The organism is Protofrankia sp. Cr2 (assembly GCF_963555885.1).
Taxonomy (GTDB): domain Bacteria; phylum Actinomycetota; class Actinomycetes; order Frankiales; family Frankiaceae; genus Protofrankia.
Genome location: NZ_CAUVXG010000053.1, coordinates 16,721 through 32,575, shown reverse-complemented (window position 1 = coordinate 32,575; position 15,855 = coordinate 16,721). Strand labels below are relative to the sequence as shown.

At 67.7% G+C, this 15,855-nt stretch carries 18 protein-coding genes; 9 read left to right on the top strand and 9 right to left on the bottom strand.

All coding sequences use genetic code 11. The annotated features are described in order from the left end of the window. Positions 1–291 precede the first annotated feature (291 nt). The 3 genes from U9978_RS19525 (at position 292) to U9978_RS19515 (ending at position 2,456) form a co-directional block, all read left to right on the top strand. Positions 292–639: a hypothetical protein gene (locus tag U9978_RS19525; RefSeq protein WP_322762577.1), complete on the top strand. Its 348-nt coding sequence runs from the start codon at positions 292–294 to the stop codon at positions 637–639. A gap of 219 nt (positions 640–858) precedes the next feature. Next, positions 859–1,128, top strand: a complete 270-nt coding sequence (locus tag U9978_RS19520; RefSeq protein ID WP_322762576.1) for a helix-turn-helix domain-containing protein — start codon at positions 859–861, stop codon at positions 1,126–1,128. Further along, entirely contained in the window at positions 1,128–2,456 is a 1,329-nt protein-coding gene (locus U9978_RS19515) for a type II toxin-antitoxin system HipA family toxin (protein WP_322762575.1), read from the top strand. The genes U9978_RS19520 and U9978_RS19515 overlap by 1 nt, the downstream gene beginning before the upstream one ends. A 21-nt stretch (positions 2,457–2,477) precedes the next feature. Here the strand turns inward: U9978_RS19515 and U9978_RS19510 are convergent, their stop codons facing one another. Further along, positions 2,478–2,936, bottom strand: a complete 459-nt coding sequence (locus U9978_RS19510; protein ID WP_322762574.1) for a type II toxin-antitoxin system VapC family toxin — start codon at positions 2,934–2,936, stop codon at positions 2,478–2,480. 18 nt (positions 2,937–2,954) lie between these two features. Continuing rightward, a complete protein-coding gene (locus tag U9978_RS19505; RefSeq protein ID WP_322762573.1) occupies positions 2,955–3,200 on the bottom strand; it encodes a FitA-like ribbon-helix-helix domain-containing protein in 246 nt (81 codons plus the stop codon). Positions 3,201–3,377: 177 nt separating this feature from the next. Between U9978_RS19505 and U9978_RS19500 the strand changes: the two genes are divergently transcribed. The 5 genes from U9978_RS19500 (at position 3,378) to U9978_RS19480 (ending at position 6,037) form a co-directional block, all read left to right on the top strand. Then, a complete protein-coding gene (locus U9978_RS19500; protein WP_322762572.1) occupies positions 3,378–3,914 on the top strand; it encodes a UTRA domain-containing protein in 537 nt (178 codons plus the stop codon). A 370-nt stretch (positions 3,915–4,284) separates the two neighbouring features. Beyond that, positions 4,285–4,500 (top strand): hypothetical protein, encoded by a 216-nt coding sequence (locus U9978_RS19495; protein WP_322762571.1) that lies wholly within the window; start codon positions 4,285–4,287, stop codon positions 4,498–4,500. Positions 4,501–4,660: 160 nt separating this feature from the next. Beyond that, positions 4,661–4,960: a hypothetical protein gene (locus U9978_RS19490; protein WP_322762570.1), complete on the top strand. Its 300-nt coding sequence runs from the start codon at positions 4,661–4,663 to the stop codon at positions 4,958–4,960. A gap of 115 nt (positions 4,961–5,075) precedes the next feature. Then, positions 5,076–5,765, top strand: coding sequence for a DUF433 domain-containing protein (locus U9978_RS19485; RefSeq protein WP_322762569.1), 690 nt, complete (start codon positions 5,076–5,078; stop codon positions 5,763–5,765). Between the two features lie 77 nt (positions 5,766–5,842). Next, positions 5,843–6,037, top strand: coding sequence for a hypothetical protein (locus tag U9978_RS19480; protein WP_322762568.1), 195 nt, complete (start codon positions 5,843–5,845; stop codon positions 6,035–6,037). Between the two features lie 69 nt (positions 6,038–6,106). On the opposite strand, the gene U9978_RS19475 is transcribed toward U9978_RS19480, so the two are convergent. From U9978_RS19475 to lysS, 4 genes are all read right to left on the bottom strand, one after another. Continuing rightward, a complete protein-coding gene (locus U9978_RS19475; protein ID WP_322762567.1) occupies positions 6,107–6,766 on the bottom strand; it encodes a hypothetical protein in 660 nt (219 codons plus the stop codon). A gap of 429 nt (positions 6,767–7,195) precedes the next feature. Then, entirely contained in the window at positions 7,196–7,459 is a 264-nt protein-coding gene (locus U9978_RS19470) for a type II toxin-antitoxin system RelE/ParE family toxin (protein ID WP_322762566.1), read from the bottom strand. A gap of 10 nt (positions 7,460–7,469) precedes the next feature. Then, entirely contained in the window at positions 7,470–7,751 is a 282-nt protein-coding gene (locus tag U9978_RS19465) for a type II toxin-antitoxin system Phd/YefM family antitoxin (RefSeq protein ID WP_322762565.1), read from the bottom strand. A 612-nt stretch (positions 7,752–8,363) separates the two neighbouring features. Further along, the gene (gene lysS / locus U9978_RS19460) at positions 8,364–9,803 is read right to left on the bottom strand and encodes a lysine--tRNA ligase (RefSeq protein ID WP_322762564.1); all 1,440 of its coding nucleotides are present in this window, start codon (positions 9,801–9,803) and stop codon (positions 8,364–8,366) included. Between the two features lie 374 nt (positions 9,804–10,177). Between lysS and U9978_RS19455 the strand changes: the two genes are divergently transcribed. After that, complete coding sequence (locus tag U9978_RS19455) at positions 10,178–11,620, top strand: NAD(P)/FAD-dependent oxidoreductase (protein ID WP_416211050.1); 1,443 nt, start codon at positions 10,178–10,180, stop codon at positions 11,618–11,620. Between the two features lie 69 nt (positions 11,621–11,689). Here U9978_RS19455 and U9978_RS19450 read toward each other — a convergent pair whose 3' ends face one another. The 3 genes from U9978_RS19450 to U9978_RS19440 form a co-directional block, all read right to left on the bottom strand. Continuing rightward, the gene (locus U9978_RS19450) at positions 11,690–12,610 is read right to left on the bottom strand and encodes a PAC2 family protein (RefSeq protein WP_322762563.1); all 921 of its coding nucleotides are present in this window, start codon (positions 12,608–12,610) and stop codon (positions 11,690–11,692) included. A 296-nt stretch (positions 12,611–12,906) separates the two neighbouring features. Beyond that, positions 12,907–13,155 (bottom strand): hypothetical protein, encoded by a 249-nt coding sequence (locus tag U9978_RS19445; protein WP_322762562.1) that lies wholly within the window; start codon positions 13,153–13,155, stop codon positions 12,907–12,909. 127 nt (positions 13,156–13,282) lie between these two features. After that, positions 13,283–15,718, bottom strand: coding sequence for a HelD family protein (locus U9978_RS19440; RefSeq protein WP_416211053.1), 2,436 nt, complete (start codon positions 15,716–15,718; stop codon positions 13,283–13,285). Positions 15,719–15,855 lie beyond the last annotated feature (137 nt).

The following is a 15,855-nucleotide window of genomic DNA, read 5'->3' as shown; positions in this document are numbered from 1 at the left end:
CCTCCTTCTATGGTGCTGTACCCCCCAACATCCCCTCCCTTTTGTGGTGTCGCACGTGCGAAACCCCCTCCCCTGTGTGGTGCCAGCAGGTAGCCACGGCCCGTGCGAGACGACGAACTGCGCCGCATCCTCGCCGACGCGAACCCGTGGTGGGCGAGCGCGGCAGCCGGCACGGACCCGACGGCGTGGACCCACGACAGGTGATCTATGCGTCCCGCCAGCCACGCCAGGGCGGGCAGGACTCCCGGCGCATCCAGGCGATCGTCTTCGACTGGCGATAGGCCGGTAAGCATGGCTGACACGTGTGGAACGCCGACGTCCCGCTATCAGCGACCCTATGCCGTCGCGGGGAGCCTGGATCTGCTGCGCGGACCGTCGTCCGGTGTCGTCCGGCTGCCGGCGCACCTGGACTGGTCCGGCAGCGCCGAGTACGATCTTGATGCTCCCGGCAGGATTGTCGACCTTTACCGCGCCGTCCTCATCGAGGCGGCCAGCCCTCAGGATCTCTACACGTACCTGGACTCCGTGATGCTGCGGCGCCTGTGGGCGTTGCTGTGGCTGTCGGCGCAGCTCAGGAGGGCCTGGGAGCAGAAGTTCCCGGTTCTCGCCGAAATCAGCCGGGTCACCGCCGCCGCGTAGGCGCGGGCATGGAGCCGCGACACGAAACGATCGCGAAGATCGCTTTGGCTGCTGGGGGACGGTACGGGCTGGCGCTCGCGGGTGGCTACGCGCTCCAGGCCGCCGACGGCGTACGCGCCCGGATCCATACCGGGGAGGTTGTCCACGATCGCAGACAACAGCTATTGTCTACGAACGAAGACAATGCCAGCTGACTATGACCGTGGACAGGATCCCGCGATGGTCAACATCATGAACGCCCGCCAGTTCGGCGCGGCGGTGCGCGCGGCCCGCAAGCAGCGCGGCCTGTCACAGGAGGCCCTCGTCGCCCAGGCCGGTGTCTCTCGCGCCTGGCTGGCCCGGTTCGAGACCGGCCACCCCACGGCCAGCCTCGAACCGGTGTTCCGCGTGCTCGGCGCCCTCGGCCTCAGCCTGAACCTGGTGGAACACAAGACCAGCGACGCCGAGAGCGCGGTGCTCGCAGCCCTCGCCGCGCGGGACAAACGCTGATGCCCGTGCGGAAGCTGCTCCTCGTCATGTACGGCGGTGTGGTCGGCCGGGTCACCCAGAGCTCCGCCACAGCCGAGCCGGCGTTCACCTACGAACCCGCCTACCTCGCCACCGGTTCCACCCCCCTCGGCGTGCGCATGCCACTCGCCGACACGACCTACCGGGGCGCGAGCGTCCGCGCCTTCCTCGAAGGCGTACTGCCCGAGGACCCACGGACCCGACAACGCTGGGGGGCCCTGCTGGGCGTCGAGCCGGACGACACCCTGGCGATCCTGTCCCAGATGGGCTGGGACTGCCCCGGGGCGGTGCAGTTCTGCCTGGCCGACGCACTCGACGAGATGCAGTCGCGCGGCCGGCAGACCCAGCCCGTCAGCGATCAGGACATCGCCGCCCGCATCCGGGCGCTGCGCACCGGGGACTCCGCATCATGGACTCTGCCCGACGAACACTGGTCCCTACCCGGCCAGCAGTCGAAGTTCGCGCTCGCGAAACTCCCGACCGGATGGCACGAGGCCCACGGCTCCGCGGCGACGACCCATGTCATCAAGCCCGGGATCGGGCGCCTCCACCACCAGGCACTCGTCGAACACGCCACCATGCGCGCAGCACAGGCGCTTGGCCTCGACGTCGCCCACACGGAATTCACCTACTTCGGAGAAGGAGAGCCGGCGATTGTCATCGAGCGTTACGACCGCGTGGTTCTCGCTGACGGGACCGTCCTGCGTCTTCACCAGGAGGACTTCTGTTCAGCCAGCGGACGGCTCCCGGCGAAGAAGTACGAGGCTCACGGCGGCCCCGGGCTGAGGGACCTCGCCCGGATCATCGTGCAGAACACAGCCGACCGGGCCGCCGGCCTGGCGGCGCTCGGCGACTTCGCCGCGTTCAACTACGTCGCCGGAGCGCCCGACGGCCACGCGAAGAACCTGTCCCTCCTGCTACTCCCCGAAAAGATCAAGGTAGCGCCGCTCTACGACCTCGCCACCAGCCTTCCCTACAGCAGCAACGCGGCACTACGGGAAGTCGCCGTCGGCATCGGCGGCCGGCGGAAGTTCGGCCAGGTGCTCGGCAGACACTGGGACCGGGCGGCGGCCACTCTCGGCATCCAGACCGAGGAGTACCGCCAGACCGCCAGGGAGATGGCCGAAGCCTTCCCGGATGCGTTCTCCGACGCCCTGGACGAGGTGGGCACCGCCGAAGCCGATGACGTGCGGCGGCGCTCGCTCGACCCGATCGCACGACACACGGCGCAGGTAATCGAACGCCTCGACGACCCGATCGAGCAAACGGCTCCTCGAAGCCCTGTGCGACGCTATCGAGGCGCCCCATGACCTGGCCCAACGCAGGCGGGATCAACCGCCCAACCGGGTGATGGTCTGCTCGGCGGGCACAACATCGGCGCCCCAGGGGTTGACCAACTCCAGACCCAGGCCAGTGAAGTCGTTGGTGTTGCGGGTGGCCAACACGGCGTCGCGGGATCGACAGATGGCCGCGATCTGGGCGCCGAAGCCAGTGATCGGAGTCCCGGCTTGTTCACGCTCGACCACGACGTCGGCGTAGTGGCGGGCCGCCATGGCGTCGAAGGGCAGGACTTTGTCCCGGAACGCCGCAAAGACGTCGTCGGTGGCCGCCAGCAGCAGCTCGCGACGGCGACCGACCGGCAGCCGGACGATGCCGTAACGCACCTCAGCCAGACTCACCGAGGTCGTGTTCAAGGCATCACCGGGTCGGCTGGTTACCCACGTTACGACGCGGTCGGCTGGTGCTGCGCGCATGAGCTCGGAGATGACGTTGGTATCGAGAACGATCATTGTAAGGGTGGCGCCCGGTCACGTGAACAGGTCCGCTGCGCGCGGTGCTTGTGTCCGCACCGGCAGCTCGAGATCGACGCCACCAAGCGCGCCGAACCGGGCGAGCAGAGCCTGAGCAAGACCGGCAGCGTCGTCGGGCTCGCTGACCGCCTCGGTGAGGATCGCGCGGATCTCGGCCTCCATCGAACGGCCGTGGTGCGCCGCCCGTACGCGCAGCCGCTCCCGCACGCCGTCGTCGAGGTCTCGGATGCTGACAGCCGCCATCTGGACCACCTCCTGCTAGCAATGCTAGCGCGGACGGACGGCGACGACACTGCCGGCACAGCAGCATCGCGGCGTGCCTTACAAGCGAGTGGTCGCAGGTTCGATCCCTGCCGCGCCCGCGAGCCGGCTCGCGGTGCTCGCTTCCCTCCGGGTAGCTTCGTCCGTGCCGAGCCTGCGATGAAGTACTACGCATCGCTGACGGGGTCCCGACGCAAGCGGCTCGAAGCCGACCGCCGCCGCGACACCTTCGCCCAACAGATCGAAGCCCAAGGCAAGACACCGAAGCAGATCAGCACGACGAAGGTCATTCCAGCAGACGATGAGATCGCAGCCCATCTCGCTCTACAGCCCGGCCAGGCAGTCGGAGTGCGCCAACGTGTGATGTACGCCGATGCCGAACCCCTGCAACTCGGTGACAGCTACTACCCTCTCGACATCGTCGAGGGAAGTAAGATCATGAATCCGGCGGATGTTGTTGAGGGGACCGATCAGGTACTCGAAGACCTTGGCCACACCCCCACTCGATACGAGGATGAGATCACCTGGCGCATGCCCACCACGGAGGAGTCGACGCAGCTGCGCTTGGCGCCCGGAGTCCCCGTGGGGCGGCTGCTTCGAACGACTTTTGATCAACAGGAGCGGCCGACTGAGGTTTATGTCGTAATCCTGCCCGCCGACCGCCACGTCCTGCGCTACGACGTGTCTGCGGACTGACGGCCACCCTGGCACGCAGACCGCCCGCTGTCGAGGTCACGCCAGGCCCGGGATGACCTCGCTGGACCACGGTGTGGCCTGTCCGTGCGGTGCGCCCGAATACCCATTCGGTCCGTAGCGTAGTCATCACGCGCGGCCTCATACTGGTGGGGTCGCCCGGCCGCGGGAGACAGCGTGGGGCGTAAGGACAAGGACAAGAGTGGCAATGGCGCGGAGAAGACAGGGCAACCGACCTGGACGCCCTGCGGCGCCTGCGATGAGACCGGCACGGTCCGGCAGGAGAAAAGGAGGTCCGGGATGGTAAGTCATTCAGCAGCTGGCACAACGTCCCATGCGGAGTGTGCAACGGCGTTGGCCGGATCAAGCTTCGGTGATTGAGCCACCGGCCGTACCATTGCTGGTGCTCCGCTGCCCGGAGCACAGCGGCCCGCAACGCCGCGGCCCGCACGACCCACTCAAGGGTCCGCGGCCAGGAGTCCGCTGCGAGAACTGTCGGATCGTGTGGGCCGACGGCTACGGCCCGGATGCCGATCCGGACGAGCCGCCCGACCTTGGCCCGCTCGGTCCGATCCGCGGCCCGAGCTGATACGCAAGGGCCCGGCTCCCGTCCGGGATGCGGGCAGTCCAAGACCTCGGCGAGGTCCTCATCGACAGCAGGGAGGCCCTCCCGGCAGCCTCGGGATGACTCCAGGCATGCGGAACCTGCTCGGTCAGCTCAAGAGGGCGACATGCTGGGAGTGGTCGAAGTGAGGATCATCGTTGTACAGCGCATCCTGTACCGCGGCCCCCTCGACGACTTCGACGAGCAGACCGACCAGCTGATGGATGCGCTCATGGACCTCCACGACATCACCGACCCGGACATCGCTGTGAGCCTCACCGAGGGCATCATCGACGTCTCGATGATCGTCGAGGTGGACGCCTTCGACGAAGCGGCCAACAAGAGCCGCAGCGCGGTCCGGTCAGCGATCCATGCGATTGGCGGCTGGACGCCCGGCTGGGATGGCCAGGTCCGAGAAGCCAAGGTCCTCACCGACGCCTGCTGACCGCCGGCACATCATCCCAGCCGGAAGGCCTTCCCAGCAGCCTCGGTGTGAGCGATTTCGCCCCAAACCCTGGGACGTGCGTCATGTCACGGCAATGATGCGGCATGATGCAGGCATGGGGATCACCGTCTTGGACCGCGAGGTCTACTCGATGAGCGAGGCGGCTCGTATCCTCGGCGTGCGATCGGCGCGGCTCCGCGGATGGATCGATGGTTACTCCCGCGGTGGCGTGGACTATGAGCCGGTCATCCGCCCGGAGCGGACAGGCGAAGATGCTGTCACCTGGGGGGAGTTCGTCGAAGCTGGCTATCTCCGTGAGTACCGGATACGCCACAGGGTTTCCCTGCAGCATCTTCGCCCAGTCGTGCAGATTCTTCGGGAGCGTCTCGGTGCTCCTTACCCGCTCGCCCACGCCAAGCTATACGTCGCGAACAGAGAGCTCGTCCGTGAGATCCAGGATGAGACCGGTATTGACCGCGAGCTTGCAATGGTCGTTGTCCGAAACGGCCAGCTCATCCTCGCGCCAGGTGCGGCCGCATTCGTGGAAAAGGTCGAGTTTGCCCCTGAGGACAGGGAAGCCCTCCGGATCTATCCGGACGACAAGTCCAGCCCGGTTCTCATCGACCCCCTGCGCAACTTCGGCGCACCCGTCGTTCACGGCATACGCACCGAGAACCTCTATGACCTGTTCGCAGGAGGGGACTCGATCGCCGACATCGCCGACGGCTACGACATCTCAGTCGCCGATGTCGAAGCCGCGATCCGCTACGAGAGCCGGATCAATGGGCAGGAGACGGCAGCCTGAGCGACAGGGAGATCCCGGTCATTGGAGCCGTCGGCCTCCTCCTGATTACCCGTGACAGACGTATCCGCTATCGCCTGATGGAGAAGCGCCTGCTACGCGTCCACTCGGTCAAGGGCTTGTTCCTCACTCAGGCAGGGAACATGAACATGCGGGAAATCTTGACGATGGTCATGCGGCACTGGGACCAGATCGACGCGTTGGCCGCGGTCCCGGGTCCATGGGCGAAGTCCCTCACCCGTGTAGGTATCAGCGATCTCAAGTTGCCTGATTGAGGCAATAACAGCGAACGGCGAACAGCGGCTGGCGTGATCCGGAGCGGATCACGCCAGCATTGCGCTTGATCAGAAGGCTTCGGTGCGTTTCGCGCTGGTGACCTTGCAAACCAGCTTCGAGCGGGCAGGGATGTCGTCCGTACCCTGCGCCGCCTGCACGGTCTTCTGGCCCGGCGCCAGCGAGCTCACGAATGCGACACCCTCTCCGTACTGGGTGGATCCGTCCGCCGACTGGAACGAGACGGTCACGGAGTAAGAGCTCGCCTTGCTGGACTTATTGGTGATGGTGAGCGTGGCCTTCGGCCAGCCCAGAGTCGCATCCCTCGCGCAGCCGGTCACCTGTACATCCTCGGGATGTTCGAACAGCCGGTCGGCGGTCGCAGGTTCGGCCTGCGACGTCTGTTCGGTCTGGCTCGGCTGTGTGGCCGTGTCCGCCGGCGGGGCCTGGTTCGTCTGGGTTGCGGCGCTCGTCGGCGTGGCCTGCTCCGCCAGGCTCGACGTCGCGCTCGTCGACGTAGTGCTTTTGCTGCCGCCGTTGGCGACCGTAACGACGATGATCAGGGCGATGAATACGCCGAACCCGATCAGGATTTTCTTGCCCAGGCCGCTCTTCTTCTGCGGCGGCGCTGGCGGGGGCCGTAGCCCGAAGGTGGGCCGTACTGCTGACCGTCTGCCATGAGGTCCCCCCTGGATGGTGGCAGTGACCTGGGCATCCTGCCGTATTGCCACACACCGGACACGCAACACATAATCATGATGTGCCGTTATCCACGAGGCCGGCGTTCCACGTTCTCATCCACCCGTCGGCTCCGTAGTGCCACGATCCTCGGGCTCTGGTGAGCTCACGTCGGACATCTGTCCCTCCATCGTCAGCCTGCATGACGTCGCCGAAGGTCGCGGTCGCGGGGGACGGAACGCTGCCGTACTCGATGCCGGCGTCAGTGTGGCCGTCTGGCGCGCCGGCGAGGGTGGTTACCGAGATCATCCTATCGGAGCGTCGTTACGACCGTTTGAACCCGCCGTTGGCGCTGTCGGTCGGGTGGCACAGTGGTTGAGGTCGGCTGTCCGGGTCAGCTCCCAGCTCCCAGCTTGCGCCAAGCGGCACCCACACTGGGAGTTGGCGGTAGGCGGCACAGCGGTCGAGGTCAGCTGTCCGGGTCAGCTCCCAGCGTGCGCCAACCGATGTGCGATCCGCAGCAGCGGCACGAACTTCGCGTCCTCGTCGATCCGGTACAGGACCCGGTAAGGTCCGCGGCGAGCGCTGAACGAACCGGAAAGTTCCCGTTCGAGGGGCTTGCCGACCCGCTGCTGTGCCGCTGCGAGGTCACCGAAGACGAATTCGACGATCGCTGACACGATGCGCGGCGGGACACGCTGGAGATCTCGCCGTGCGGTGGCAGTAAAGATCACTTCGTAGCTCACTGCAGGCGACTCACCGATCGCGCTTGGGCACGCCGAACTCGCCGCGGATCTGTGTCTCGTCGAAGACCCGTCCGGCGATCGCGTCGGAGCCGGCCTCGGTCAGGGATTCGCAGATGCCCGGCTGTGACAGCCAGTACAAGGTCTCCTGGATCGACTCCCACTCATCGGCGCCGATCAACACGGCGGCGGGTGAGCCGTTCTTGGTGATCGTCACCTGCTCGCGAGTGATCGAGACGGCGTCGACCAGCTCGTTCAGCCTATCTTTGACCTTCGAGATCGGCAGCGTTTGCATGTCACCATGCTTAGAGCGACCGGCAATAGGGCCAGTATCTTGACGGCCAAGGGACGGTTCAGTGGGCGGGGTGCCGGCCCGCCAACACCAACCCGAACGCACCCGCACCCAGCTGGGCCACCCAGCATCACGGGCCTGCCCGCCATGCCTGGGCTGGGTTCCACGCCGCGGCAGGCTGCGATCCGCCCGGCGAGCCAACGCCGCGCACCCTATTGCCGGGCGTGGAGCAGATCTGTTCCGGTCAACGACCCGGCCGACTCTCAACGATGTGAATGTGATGCTTCTCCAGCAACATCAGATTCACATCGTTGAGAGCGCCCGGCAATAGGGACGTGGATCAAGGACCGGGGCTGGGGTACGTAGATCGCGAGGTGCGAGGAGGGAAGCACCGGAGGTGTTGGGTGTCGACCGACGGAGCCGGGGTACCCGTGCGGCGCGAAGTGGCGTGCGGGGAGCGATGATGCGAGGCACAGCCTGGCGCCGGCACGTACCCCGTCCACCGCTTCGCGCTGGCCGGGGACCTCTCGTTGGACGAACTTCCGGCGCCGGCCATTTCGTGGTCGATTCTCGACCGGGGCGTCAGCTGGCCACCGGGGTGGCCCGGGGCCCCGGTCAGGCGTCGTCGTCGGGGCCGGTCTGGCCTTTGCGGGCGCCGCGCATGGCCGGGAAGAGGACGACTTCCCGCAGGGTGGAGGCGTCGGTGAGCAGGGCGACGAACCGGTCGATACCCAGGCCGAGGCCGGACATCGGCGGCATGCCGTATTCCATCGCCTCGATGAAGTCCTCTTCCATCATCATCGTCTCGTCGTCGCCGGCCTCACGCAGCCGGGTCTGTTCCTCCAGCCGTTCCCGCTGCTCGGCCGGGTCGACCAGCTCCGAGTACGCCTTGACGATCTCCCAGCCGTTGACGACGACCTGGAACATGTCGAGCCTGGTCGGGTCGCTGTCGCTGCGCCGGGCGAGCGGGACGAGTTCCGCTGGGTGATGCACCAGGAAACAGGGCTGGACGAGGTCTGGCCGTACGGTCTTCTTGTAGAGCAGGTCGACCAGGCCGGCGTAGGAGGTGGCTCCGTCAACCTCCAGCCCGAGCCCGGCGACCCGTTCCCGCAGGGTCGGCAGGTCGCGCACGACGGTGAGGTCGATGCCGGTTCGCCGGGCGACCTCGGTCCGGTAGTCCAGCTCCGGCCAGTCGGCACCGAAGTCCAGTTTCACCCCGTCGTAGGTGACCGTGCGGGTACCGAAGACCTCGTCGAGCACGGCGAGGATGAGCGCCCGGACGAAGGCCATGTTGTCGCGGTAGTCCCAGTAGGCCGCGTACCACTCCAGCATCGTGAACTCCTGCAGGTGCGAGGAGTCCATGCCTTCGTTGCGGAAGTTGCGGCCCAGCTCGTAGACCCGGTCGAGGGAACCGACGACGACGCGCTTGAGGTAGGTTTCCGGCGAGATCCGCAGGTAGAAGTCCTCGCCGAGTGCATTGTGCCGGGTGACGAACGGCCGGGCCGCCGCACCGGACGCCGCCTCCTGCAGGACCGGGGTCTCGACTTCGAGAAAGTCGTTGTCGTCGAGGAACCGACGGATCCGCCGGATGATTTTCGCCCGGGTCTGGAACCGGCTCCGGGAGTCGGCGTTGACCAGCAGGTCAAGGTAGCGGCGACGGTACCGGGCCTCCACGTTGGAGATGCCCTGCCACTTGTCCGGCAACGCGCGGACCGTCCGGTTCAAGACGGTGAGTTCGGATACCGCTACGGTGCGCTCGCCGCGGCGGGTGGTGTAAAGGCTGCCGGCGACCCCGACGAAGTCGCCGATCTTCACGGCCCGGGACCACTCCTTGACGACTTCGGCACCCAGATCGTCCCGGGACAGCGAAATCTGCAGCCGGCCACTGCGGTCCTGCAGGTGCCCGAAGATAAGCCCACCCATTCGGCGCCACAGGACGACCCGGCCGGCGAGACGGACGGCCGTCCCGTCCGGGGTGGCCTCGACGTCGGCGGCGACGGTGTCGGTGCGGTAACCGGACCGGGGCCCCATCGCTCCGGACTCCTGCGTCGACATCAACACACCCTCTTACGGTGACGGTACCCGGGTGGCCGTACGGTGACAAAACCCCGGCGAGCGGGCCAACTGCAACAGACCGTCATCCCGGTGACGGTCACACCAGCCTACCGGCCCAGGCGCAGCCGGCCCCGACGGCCCGACGGCCCGGGCAATCGGCCAGTCGGGCGCTTCGGGTTGTCGTCAGTACTGACGGTTCGATCTCGTCCTCGCCAAACCGTCGTCACGCCGTCATCGCCACGCCTGTTCTTCACCCGTGGTCGAGGTTATGGTGACGCAGAGGTGAGGTTCCGGTTTATCGGTCGCCGTAACTGGAACGAGTCGCGGGAGACGACGCTCGTCCACTCGATCTCCTGACTCGTTGGAGGTAGACCGTGCCCGACAATGCGCTCTCCACCTGGCGTGACAACGTCCGTACCCGGCGGGGTGCCAGCGCTGCGGTTGGCAGCGGTGCTTCCGGTGCGGGAAGCGACGGGACGCGGGCAGTGCGCCCTCGCATCGTCGTGGTCGGCAGTGGCTTCGCGGGCCTGTCCGTGCTGCGCCAGCTGGAGCGGCGACTGCCCGCGGACGCCGCTGAGCTCGTCGTCGTGTCCCCGGTCGACCATCTTCTCTACACATCGCTGTTGCCCCAGGTGGCCACCGCCGAGGCGGAGCCGCGTCACCTGGCGGTGTCCATCAGGGCGATGCTGCGCCGGACGACGCTGACGCTCGGTCACACGGTCGGGGTCAATTTTCGGGACCATACGATCACTATCCGGCAGCCCAACGGCACCCGCGGGACGATGCGCTGGGACCGCCTTGTACTGACGCCCGGGGCGGTGACGCGCACGTTCGACATCCCGGGTCTGACCGATCATGCGCTCGGGCTGAAGAACCTGGCGGAAGCCGTCTACCTACGCGATCACGTGCTGCGCCAGTTCGAGTACGCCGACGCCTCCGACGATCCGGCGGTGCGCCGGGCCCTGTGCACCTTCGTGGTCGTCGGAGCCGGGTACACCGGGACCGAGCTCGCCGCCCAGATGATGCAGTTCACCAGGCGGGCGGTCGGCCAGTATCCACACCTGACCGCGCGCGACATCCGCTGGATTCTCCTCGATCTGGCACCGCGGGTGCTCCCCGAGCTGGGTGAGGCGCTCAGTAAGGGTGCGGCACGGGTCCTTGCCAAGCGGGGGGTCGAGGTGCGGCTGGGGACGTCCATCTCGGAAGTGACCGCCGACAGCGTCCGGTTCACCGACGGCGAGAGCGTTGCGGCCCACACCCTCGTCTGGTGCGCCGGGGTGACTCCCAGCCCGCTGATCTCCACGCTGGGCCTGCCGACCCAGCACGGTCGTCTGGTGGTGGATACCCGGTTCCAGGTGCCTGATGTCGCGGGGGTGTTCGCCCTCGGCGACGCCGCGGCCGTGCCGGACGTGACCCAGGGCTGTCAGCCGGCGGGGCAGACCGCCCAACACGCCATCCGCCAGGGCGTTGCCGCCGGGCGCAGCATCGCCGCCTCGCTCGGGCACGGGACGGCGAAGCCCTACCGACACCGCAACCTCGGTTTCGTCGTCGACCTCGGCGGGACCGACGCCGTGGCCGATCCGCTTGGAATCGCGATGTCCGGGGTGCCTGCCGCGGCGGCGACCCGGGCATACCACCTGTGGGCGCTACCCTGCCTGACCAACAAGACGCGGGTCGCGACGGACTGGCTCCTCGACGCGTTCACCCCACGCCAGATCGTCCGGCTCGGATTCCTGCCGCCGGCCAAATCCTCGATCATGGCTGCTGAGCAGATCGACATCTACGATGACCGGCCGGCTGCGACCGGCCGGTCATGACCGGTCCCTGCTTCGCGCGGGTCACGGTGTGGGTCGATCACGGTGTGGGTGGGTCACGGTGTGGGTCGATCACGGTGTGGGTGGGCCACCGGGCTCGGCCTGCTCGGCCAGGAAGCGTTCCAGCGCGGCACCGAGCTCGTCGGCTGTGGGCAGGGGACCGGTCGTGGCCGCCGGTAGGTTCGTGCTCTCACGGCCGCGCATGAACGCGTCATACTGTTCCTCGAGCGCCTGGACGAGTGCGGCGGCTTCAGCCCCGTCTTCCAGCTGCTGGTTGACGTTGTCGCGGACGGCCGCTGCCGCCGTGCGCAACTCATCCAGCGGCAGGAGCAGGCCGGTCGCCTTGGACAGCGCCGTGAGCAGCGTCTCGGCGGCCTCGGGATAGTCAGTCTGAGAAAGATAGTGCGGGACGTGGGCGGCGAAACCCATCGCATCGCGGCCGTCCCGTCCCAGCTCGTACTCCAACAGATGGCCGGCGCTGCCCGGTACCTGTACCCGTCGCAGCCATGGCTCGTACCCGGTGACCAGGCCCGGTCGGGTCGCATGGGCGGTCATCCCGCATGGGCGCGTGTGCGGGACTGCCATCGGGATCGCGTTGAGGCCCACCGTCACCCGGATGCCCAGGCGCGCCATGACGGTGCGCACCGCGGCGGTGAACCGTTTCCACTGCAGGTCGGGCTCTGGACCGCACAGCAGCAGGAACGCTGTACCGGCACTGTCGTTCAGCGCGTACAACCCGAGCACGGGTTCTTCGTAGTGCTCCCAATGGTCCTCGAGGAAGATCATTGCGGGTCGTCGGGACCGGTAGTCGAGCAACTGGTCGACGTCGAAGGTCACGACCAGCCGGTGCTCGAGAGTGCTCAGCAGATGCTGGCCGGCGAGACGAACCGCCCCACCGGCGTCGACAACCCCCGTCAGCGCCTCCACCAGGACGGGCCGACCCAGTTCGGGCAGGTCGTCAGCGACCTCGTACAGCTCACTCGGGTCGAGCACTGGTGGAGACCTCCTCGAAGAGTCCGTCAGGTGGCGTCACCGAGGATGAAGCCACGGCGGTGCTGGTCCATTCCTACCGTGTGGTCCCAAGCTCTGTGCTGTGGACCTCGTCGTGGCGCTGGGTCTCGTCGCGGCTGCGGACCGGTAGTGGCGTCTGCGCGAAGAACAGCCGCTGCTATCAGTATCCCGCGCCGGTATCAGGACGGGACAGGGTCCCGTCCTGTCACGGTGACGACCGGTGGGTCGTCGAACGGCCGTCTCTACCAGCGGTCCGTGCCGAACGCGAGTGCCAGACGTCAGTGCCAGACGTACGCGTTCGCGTGCCACGCGGCCAGGCCGATGACCCACAGCACGATGTCGATGATGCCGAGGACGAAGCCGGCGGTCGCCTGCCCGCCACCGCCACCGCGCCTGCCGCGGACGCCGAAGACGATCGCCGCGATACCGAACGCAATCCCGATGAAGAAAAGGCCGACAATCCCGCAGACCAAGCTGATGGTTCCGTCCCGCTTGGCGGTCGGCGTCCTGGTTGGTCCATAGCTCATGTGCGGTCTGTTCCCGTGGAATAACTCCGGTACACGCCGTGATGGGCGACCATCCGCGAGTGATTGCTCACAGAGGTCGGTCGCTCGTAACCGTCGGTGATGGATCCCGGTGATCGATCCTGGCGGGTCAGGCCGCGGCGGGCGGCGAGTCCGCGCTCAGGCGACGCAGTGCCGTGGGTAGCTCATCCGAGTGGACCACGGTGAGCGTCTGGGTCGCTCTGGTCATGGCAACGTAGAGGTCGGCGAGCCCGCGCCGCGAGCCGGCAACAATCGCGCTCGGCTCGATCAGGATGATTGCGTCGAACTCCAGGCCCTTGGACTCCGCTACTGTGAGGACCGCGACGGTGGCGGTGAGCACATCCGCGGTGCCCGCCTTGGTCTCTGCATTGCCGGGCCCTGCGTTTGTGCCAGGCAATGCTTTTGCACTGCTGGGCATGGGGTCTGCAGGCTCGGCCGTGAGTGCCGCGCGTACCCGCTCAGCAAGATCGGTCGGGCAGATCACCGCGACCCTGCCGTCGCAGACATCCTCGGCTGCGCGACCGGCCGCGTCCAGCGCCGCGGCCACCAGCGCGCCGGCACCGGCACCGGCGCGGACGCGCACCGCGACCGGATGCCGTCCGGTGGAGCGCACCGAACGCGGTGGCTGCGCAGCCGGGTCCTGCGCGGCGAGCACGTCAGCGGCCACATCCATGATTTCGGCAGGGGTCCGGTAGTTGACGCTGAGGCGTTCCACCCGCCACCTGTCGCCGATGTGCGGGGTCAGCGCTTCGGCCCACGAGCGAGCTGCGGCCGGGCTCGCCGCTTGGGCGAGGTCACCGACCAGCGTGGCCGATCGCATCGGACAGCGCCTCCACAACAGCCGCCACAGCATCGGCGACACTTCTTGGGCCTCGTCGACGATGAGATGACCGAAGGTCCAGGACCGGTCGCCACGAGCGTGTTCGACGGCATTGCGCCGCTGCCGGGACCCCGACCAGCGCTGCGCCATTCCAGCCGCCATCGCCTCTGCATCGACCAGCCCGGCGAGACCGAGCCCGTCAAGAACCTCGCGTGCGTACTCCCGCTCGGTGCGCTGCTCCCGTTCCGCCTCCCGGTCGGCGATGTCGGTCGCGTCGGCGTCGGGATCGCCGAGCAGCTCGGCGGCTTCGTCGAGCAGGGGAACGTCAGCGGGTGTCCAGGCGGCGCCGGGCGCCCGGTGCAGCAGGTGCTGTTCATGCCTGGTCACCTTGGCGGCAGTCGCGGCGGCGGCGAGCCTGGCTGGTGTGGCGAACAGCTCGGCGAGTAGATCCTGAGGGGTCAGCCGCGGCCACAGTGCGTCGATGGCTGTTCGGACCTCGCGGTCGGCGCGCAGGTCGGCGGCGATCTCGTCGCGTTCGTCGTCGTCGAGCAGGCCACCGGGAAGGTTCGCGACAACCTGGTTGGTGAGCGCCGCGACCGTCTCGCGGACGAACACCCGCCGGGCCAGGTTGTGAGGACGGCGGCTGCGCCGCGCCCGAGTCCGTGCGCTCTCGATGATACGGCGCTCCAGGCGAAGCACGGCGCCGTCGTAGGGGACGTCCACCCCGTGCACCGGGACCTCCTGGCGGTCCTTCACAGCTTCGGCCAGCAACCTGGCCATCCGCAGGTCTCCCTTGATGGCGATGACGCGGCTGTCCTCGCCGCCGACGGCGTCGACCCCGGGAAACAGTCGGCTCGGGGTCGCGAAGACCACACCCGTCTCACCGAGGGAGGGCAGCACCTGCTCGATGTACCGGAGGAAGATCGGGCTCGGGCCCACCACCAGGAGGCCGGAGCGGGCGAGCCGCTCCCGCTCGGTGTAGAGCAGGTAGGCGGCCCGGTGCAGGGCCACCGCGGTCTTGCCGGTGCCGGGTCCGCCGTCGACGACCAGGACGCAGGACGAATCGGCGCGGATCACCCTGTCCTGCTCGGCCTGCAGCGTCGCGACGATGTCGTGCATGCGGCCGGAACGGGGCGCGGACAGGGCTTCCAACAGCGGTCCGTCGCCGCTCGATCCACCGACGGAGCTCCGCGGTATGCCCGTGACATCGAGGACGTCATCGGAGAACCCGCTGACCTCCCGTCCCTTGATGCGCAGGTGACGGCGTCGGGACAGCCCGTGCGGGTCGGCGAGGGTCGCCCGGTAGAAGGCGGTGGCCACCGGGGCCCGCCAGTCGATCAGTATGGGTTCGTGCTCGTCGTCGGACAGGCCGATACGTCCGATATAGACGCGTTGGTGGCCTGCGTGGTCCAGTGCATGAGAATCGGGGACGCCGACATCCGGGGCATCGATGTCCGGGGTATCGACGTCCCCTGCGCCGGCGTCCGGGACGCCGAAGTCCATTGCACCGAAGCACAGCCGTCCCTCGGCCGCGTCGAGCTGGCCGATCCGATCGGAGTATGCGGTGGCGAAGGCGTCCCGCTCGACCCGTGACTGCGGGGTGCCGGTACCCGGGTCGAGCAGCACCGCGCGCAGCTGCTCGCGGGTCCGGTCGCGCAGGTCATCCAGCCGGCCGTACAGAGTGTCGACATAGTTCTGCTCGCAGGTGAGCTCCTGCTCGTACATGGTCGGCACCTGGGGTCCTCCCGGCTTGTGCGGTGTGACTGTGCTGTCCGCGTGATTACGCTCCGTTCGCGGGCATCCGCACGGGCGTTGGGAATGGCGATGCGAACGTCGAGCTTATGCGGCCGGGCACCCCAAGC

Bases quoted from the DNA above. Each gene is read 5' to 3' on its own strand.
- lysS (WP_322762564.1), bottom strand. From the start codon at position 9,803: ATGTCGACGCAGGAGTCCGGAGCGATGGGGCCCCGGTCCGGTTACCGC.
- U9978_RS19515 (WP_322762575.1), top strand. From the start codon at position 1,128: ATGCCCGTGCGGAAGCTGCTCCTCGTCATGTACGGCGGTGTGGTCGGC.
- U9978_RS19480 (WP_322762568.1), top strand. From the start codon at position 5,843: ATGGAGAAGCGCCTGCTACGCGTCCACTCGGTCAAGGGCTTGTTCCTC.
- U9978_RS19485 (WP_322762569.1), top strand. From the start codon at position 5,076: ATGGGGATCACCGTCTTGGACCGCGAGGTCTACTCGATGAGCGAGGCG.
- U9978_RS19465 (WP_322762565.1), bottom strand. From the start codon at position 7,751: ATGCAAACGCTGCCGATCTCGAAGGTCAAAGATAGGCTGAACGAGCTG.
- U9978_RS19525 (WP_322762577.1), top strand. From the start codon at position 292: ATGGCTGACACGTGTGGAACGCCGACGTCCCGCTATCAGCGACCCTAT.
- U9978_RS19440 (WP_416211053.1), bottom strand. From the start codon at position 15,718: ATGTACGAGCAGGAGCTCACCTGCGAGCAGAACTATGTCGACACTCTG.
- U9978_RS19500 (WP_322762572.1), top strand. From the start codon at position 3,378: ATGAAGTACTACGCATCGCTGACGGGGTCCCGACGCAAGCGGCTCGAA.
- U9978_RS19445 (WP_322762562.1), bottom strand. From the start codon at position 13,155: ATGAGCTATGGACCAACCAGGACGCCGACCGCCAAGCGGGACGGAACC.
- U9978_RS19520 (WP_322762576.1), top strand. From the start codon at position 859: ATGGTCAACATCATGAACGCCCGCCAGTTCGGCGCGGCGGTGCGCGCG.
- U9978_RS19505 (WP_322762573.1), bottom strand. From the start codon at position 3,200: ATGGCGGCTGTCAGCATCCGAGACCTCGACGACGGCGTGCGGGAGCGG.
- U9978_RS19510 (WP_322762574.1), bottom strand. From the start codon at position 2,936: ATGATCGTTCTCGATACCAACGTCATCTCCGAGCTCATGCGCGCAGCA.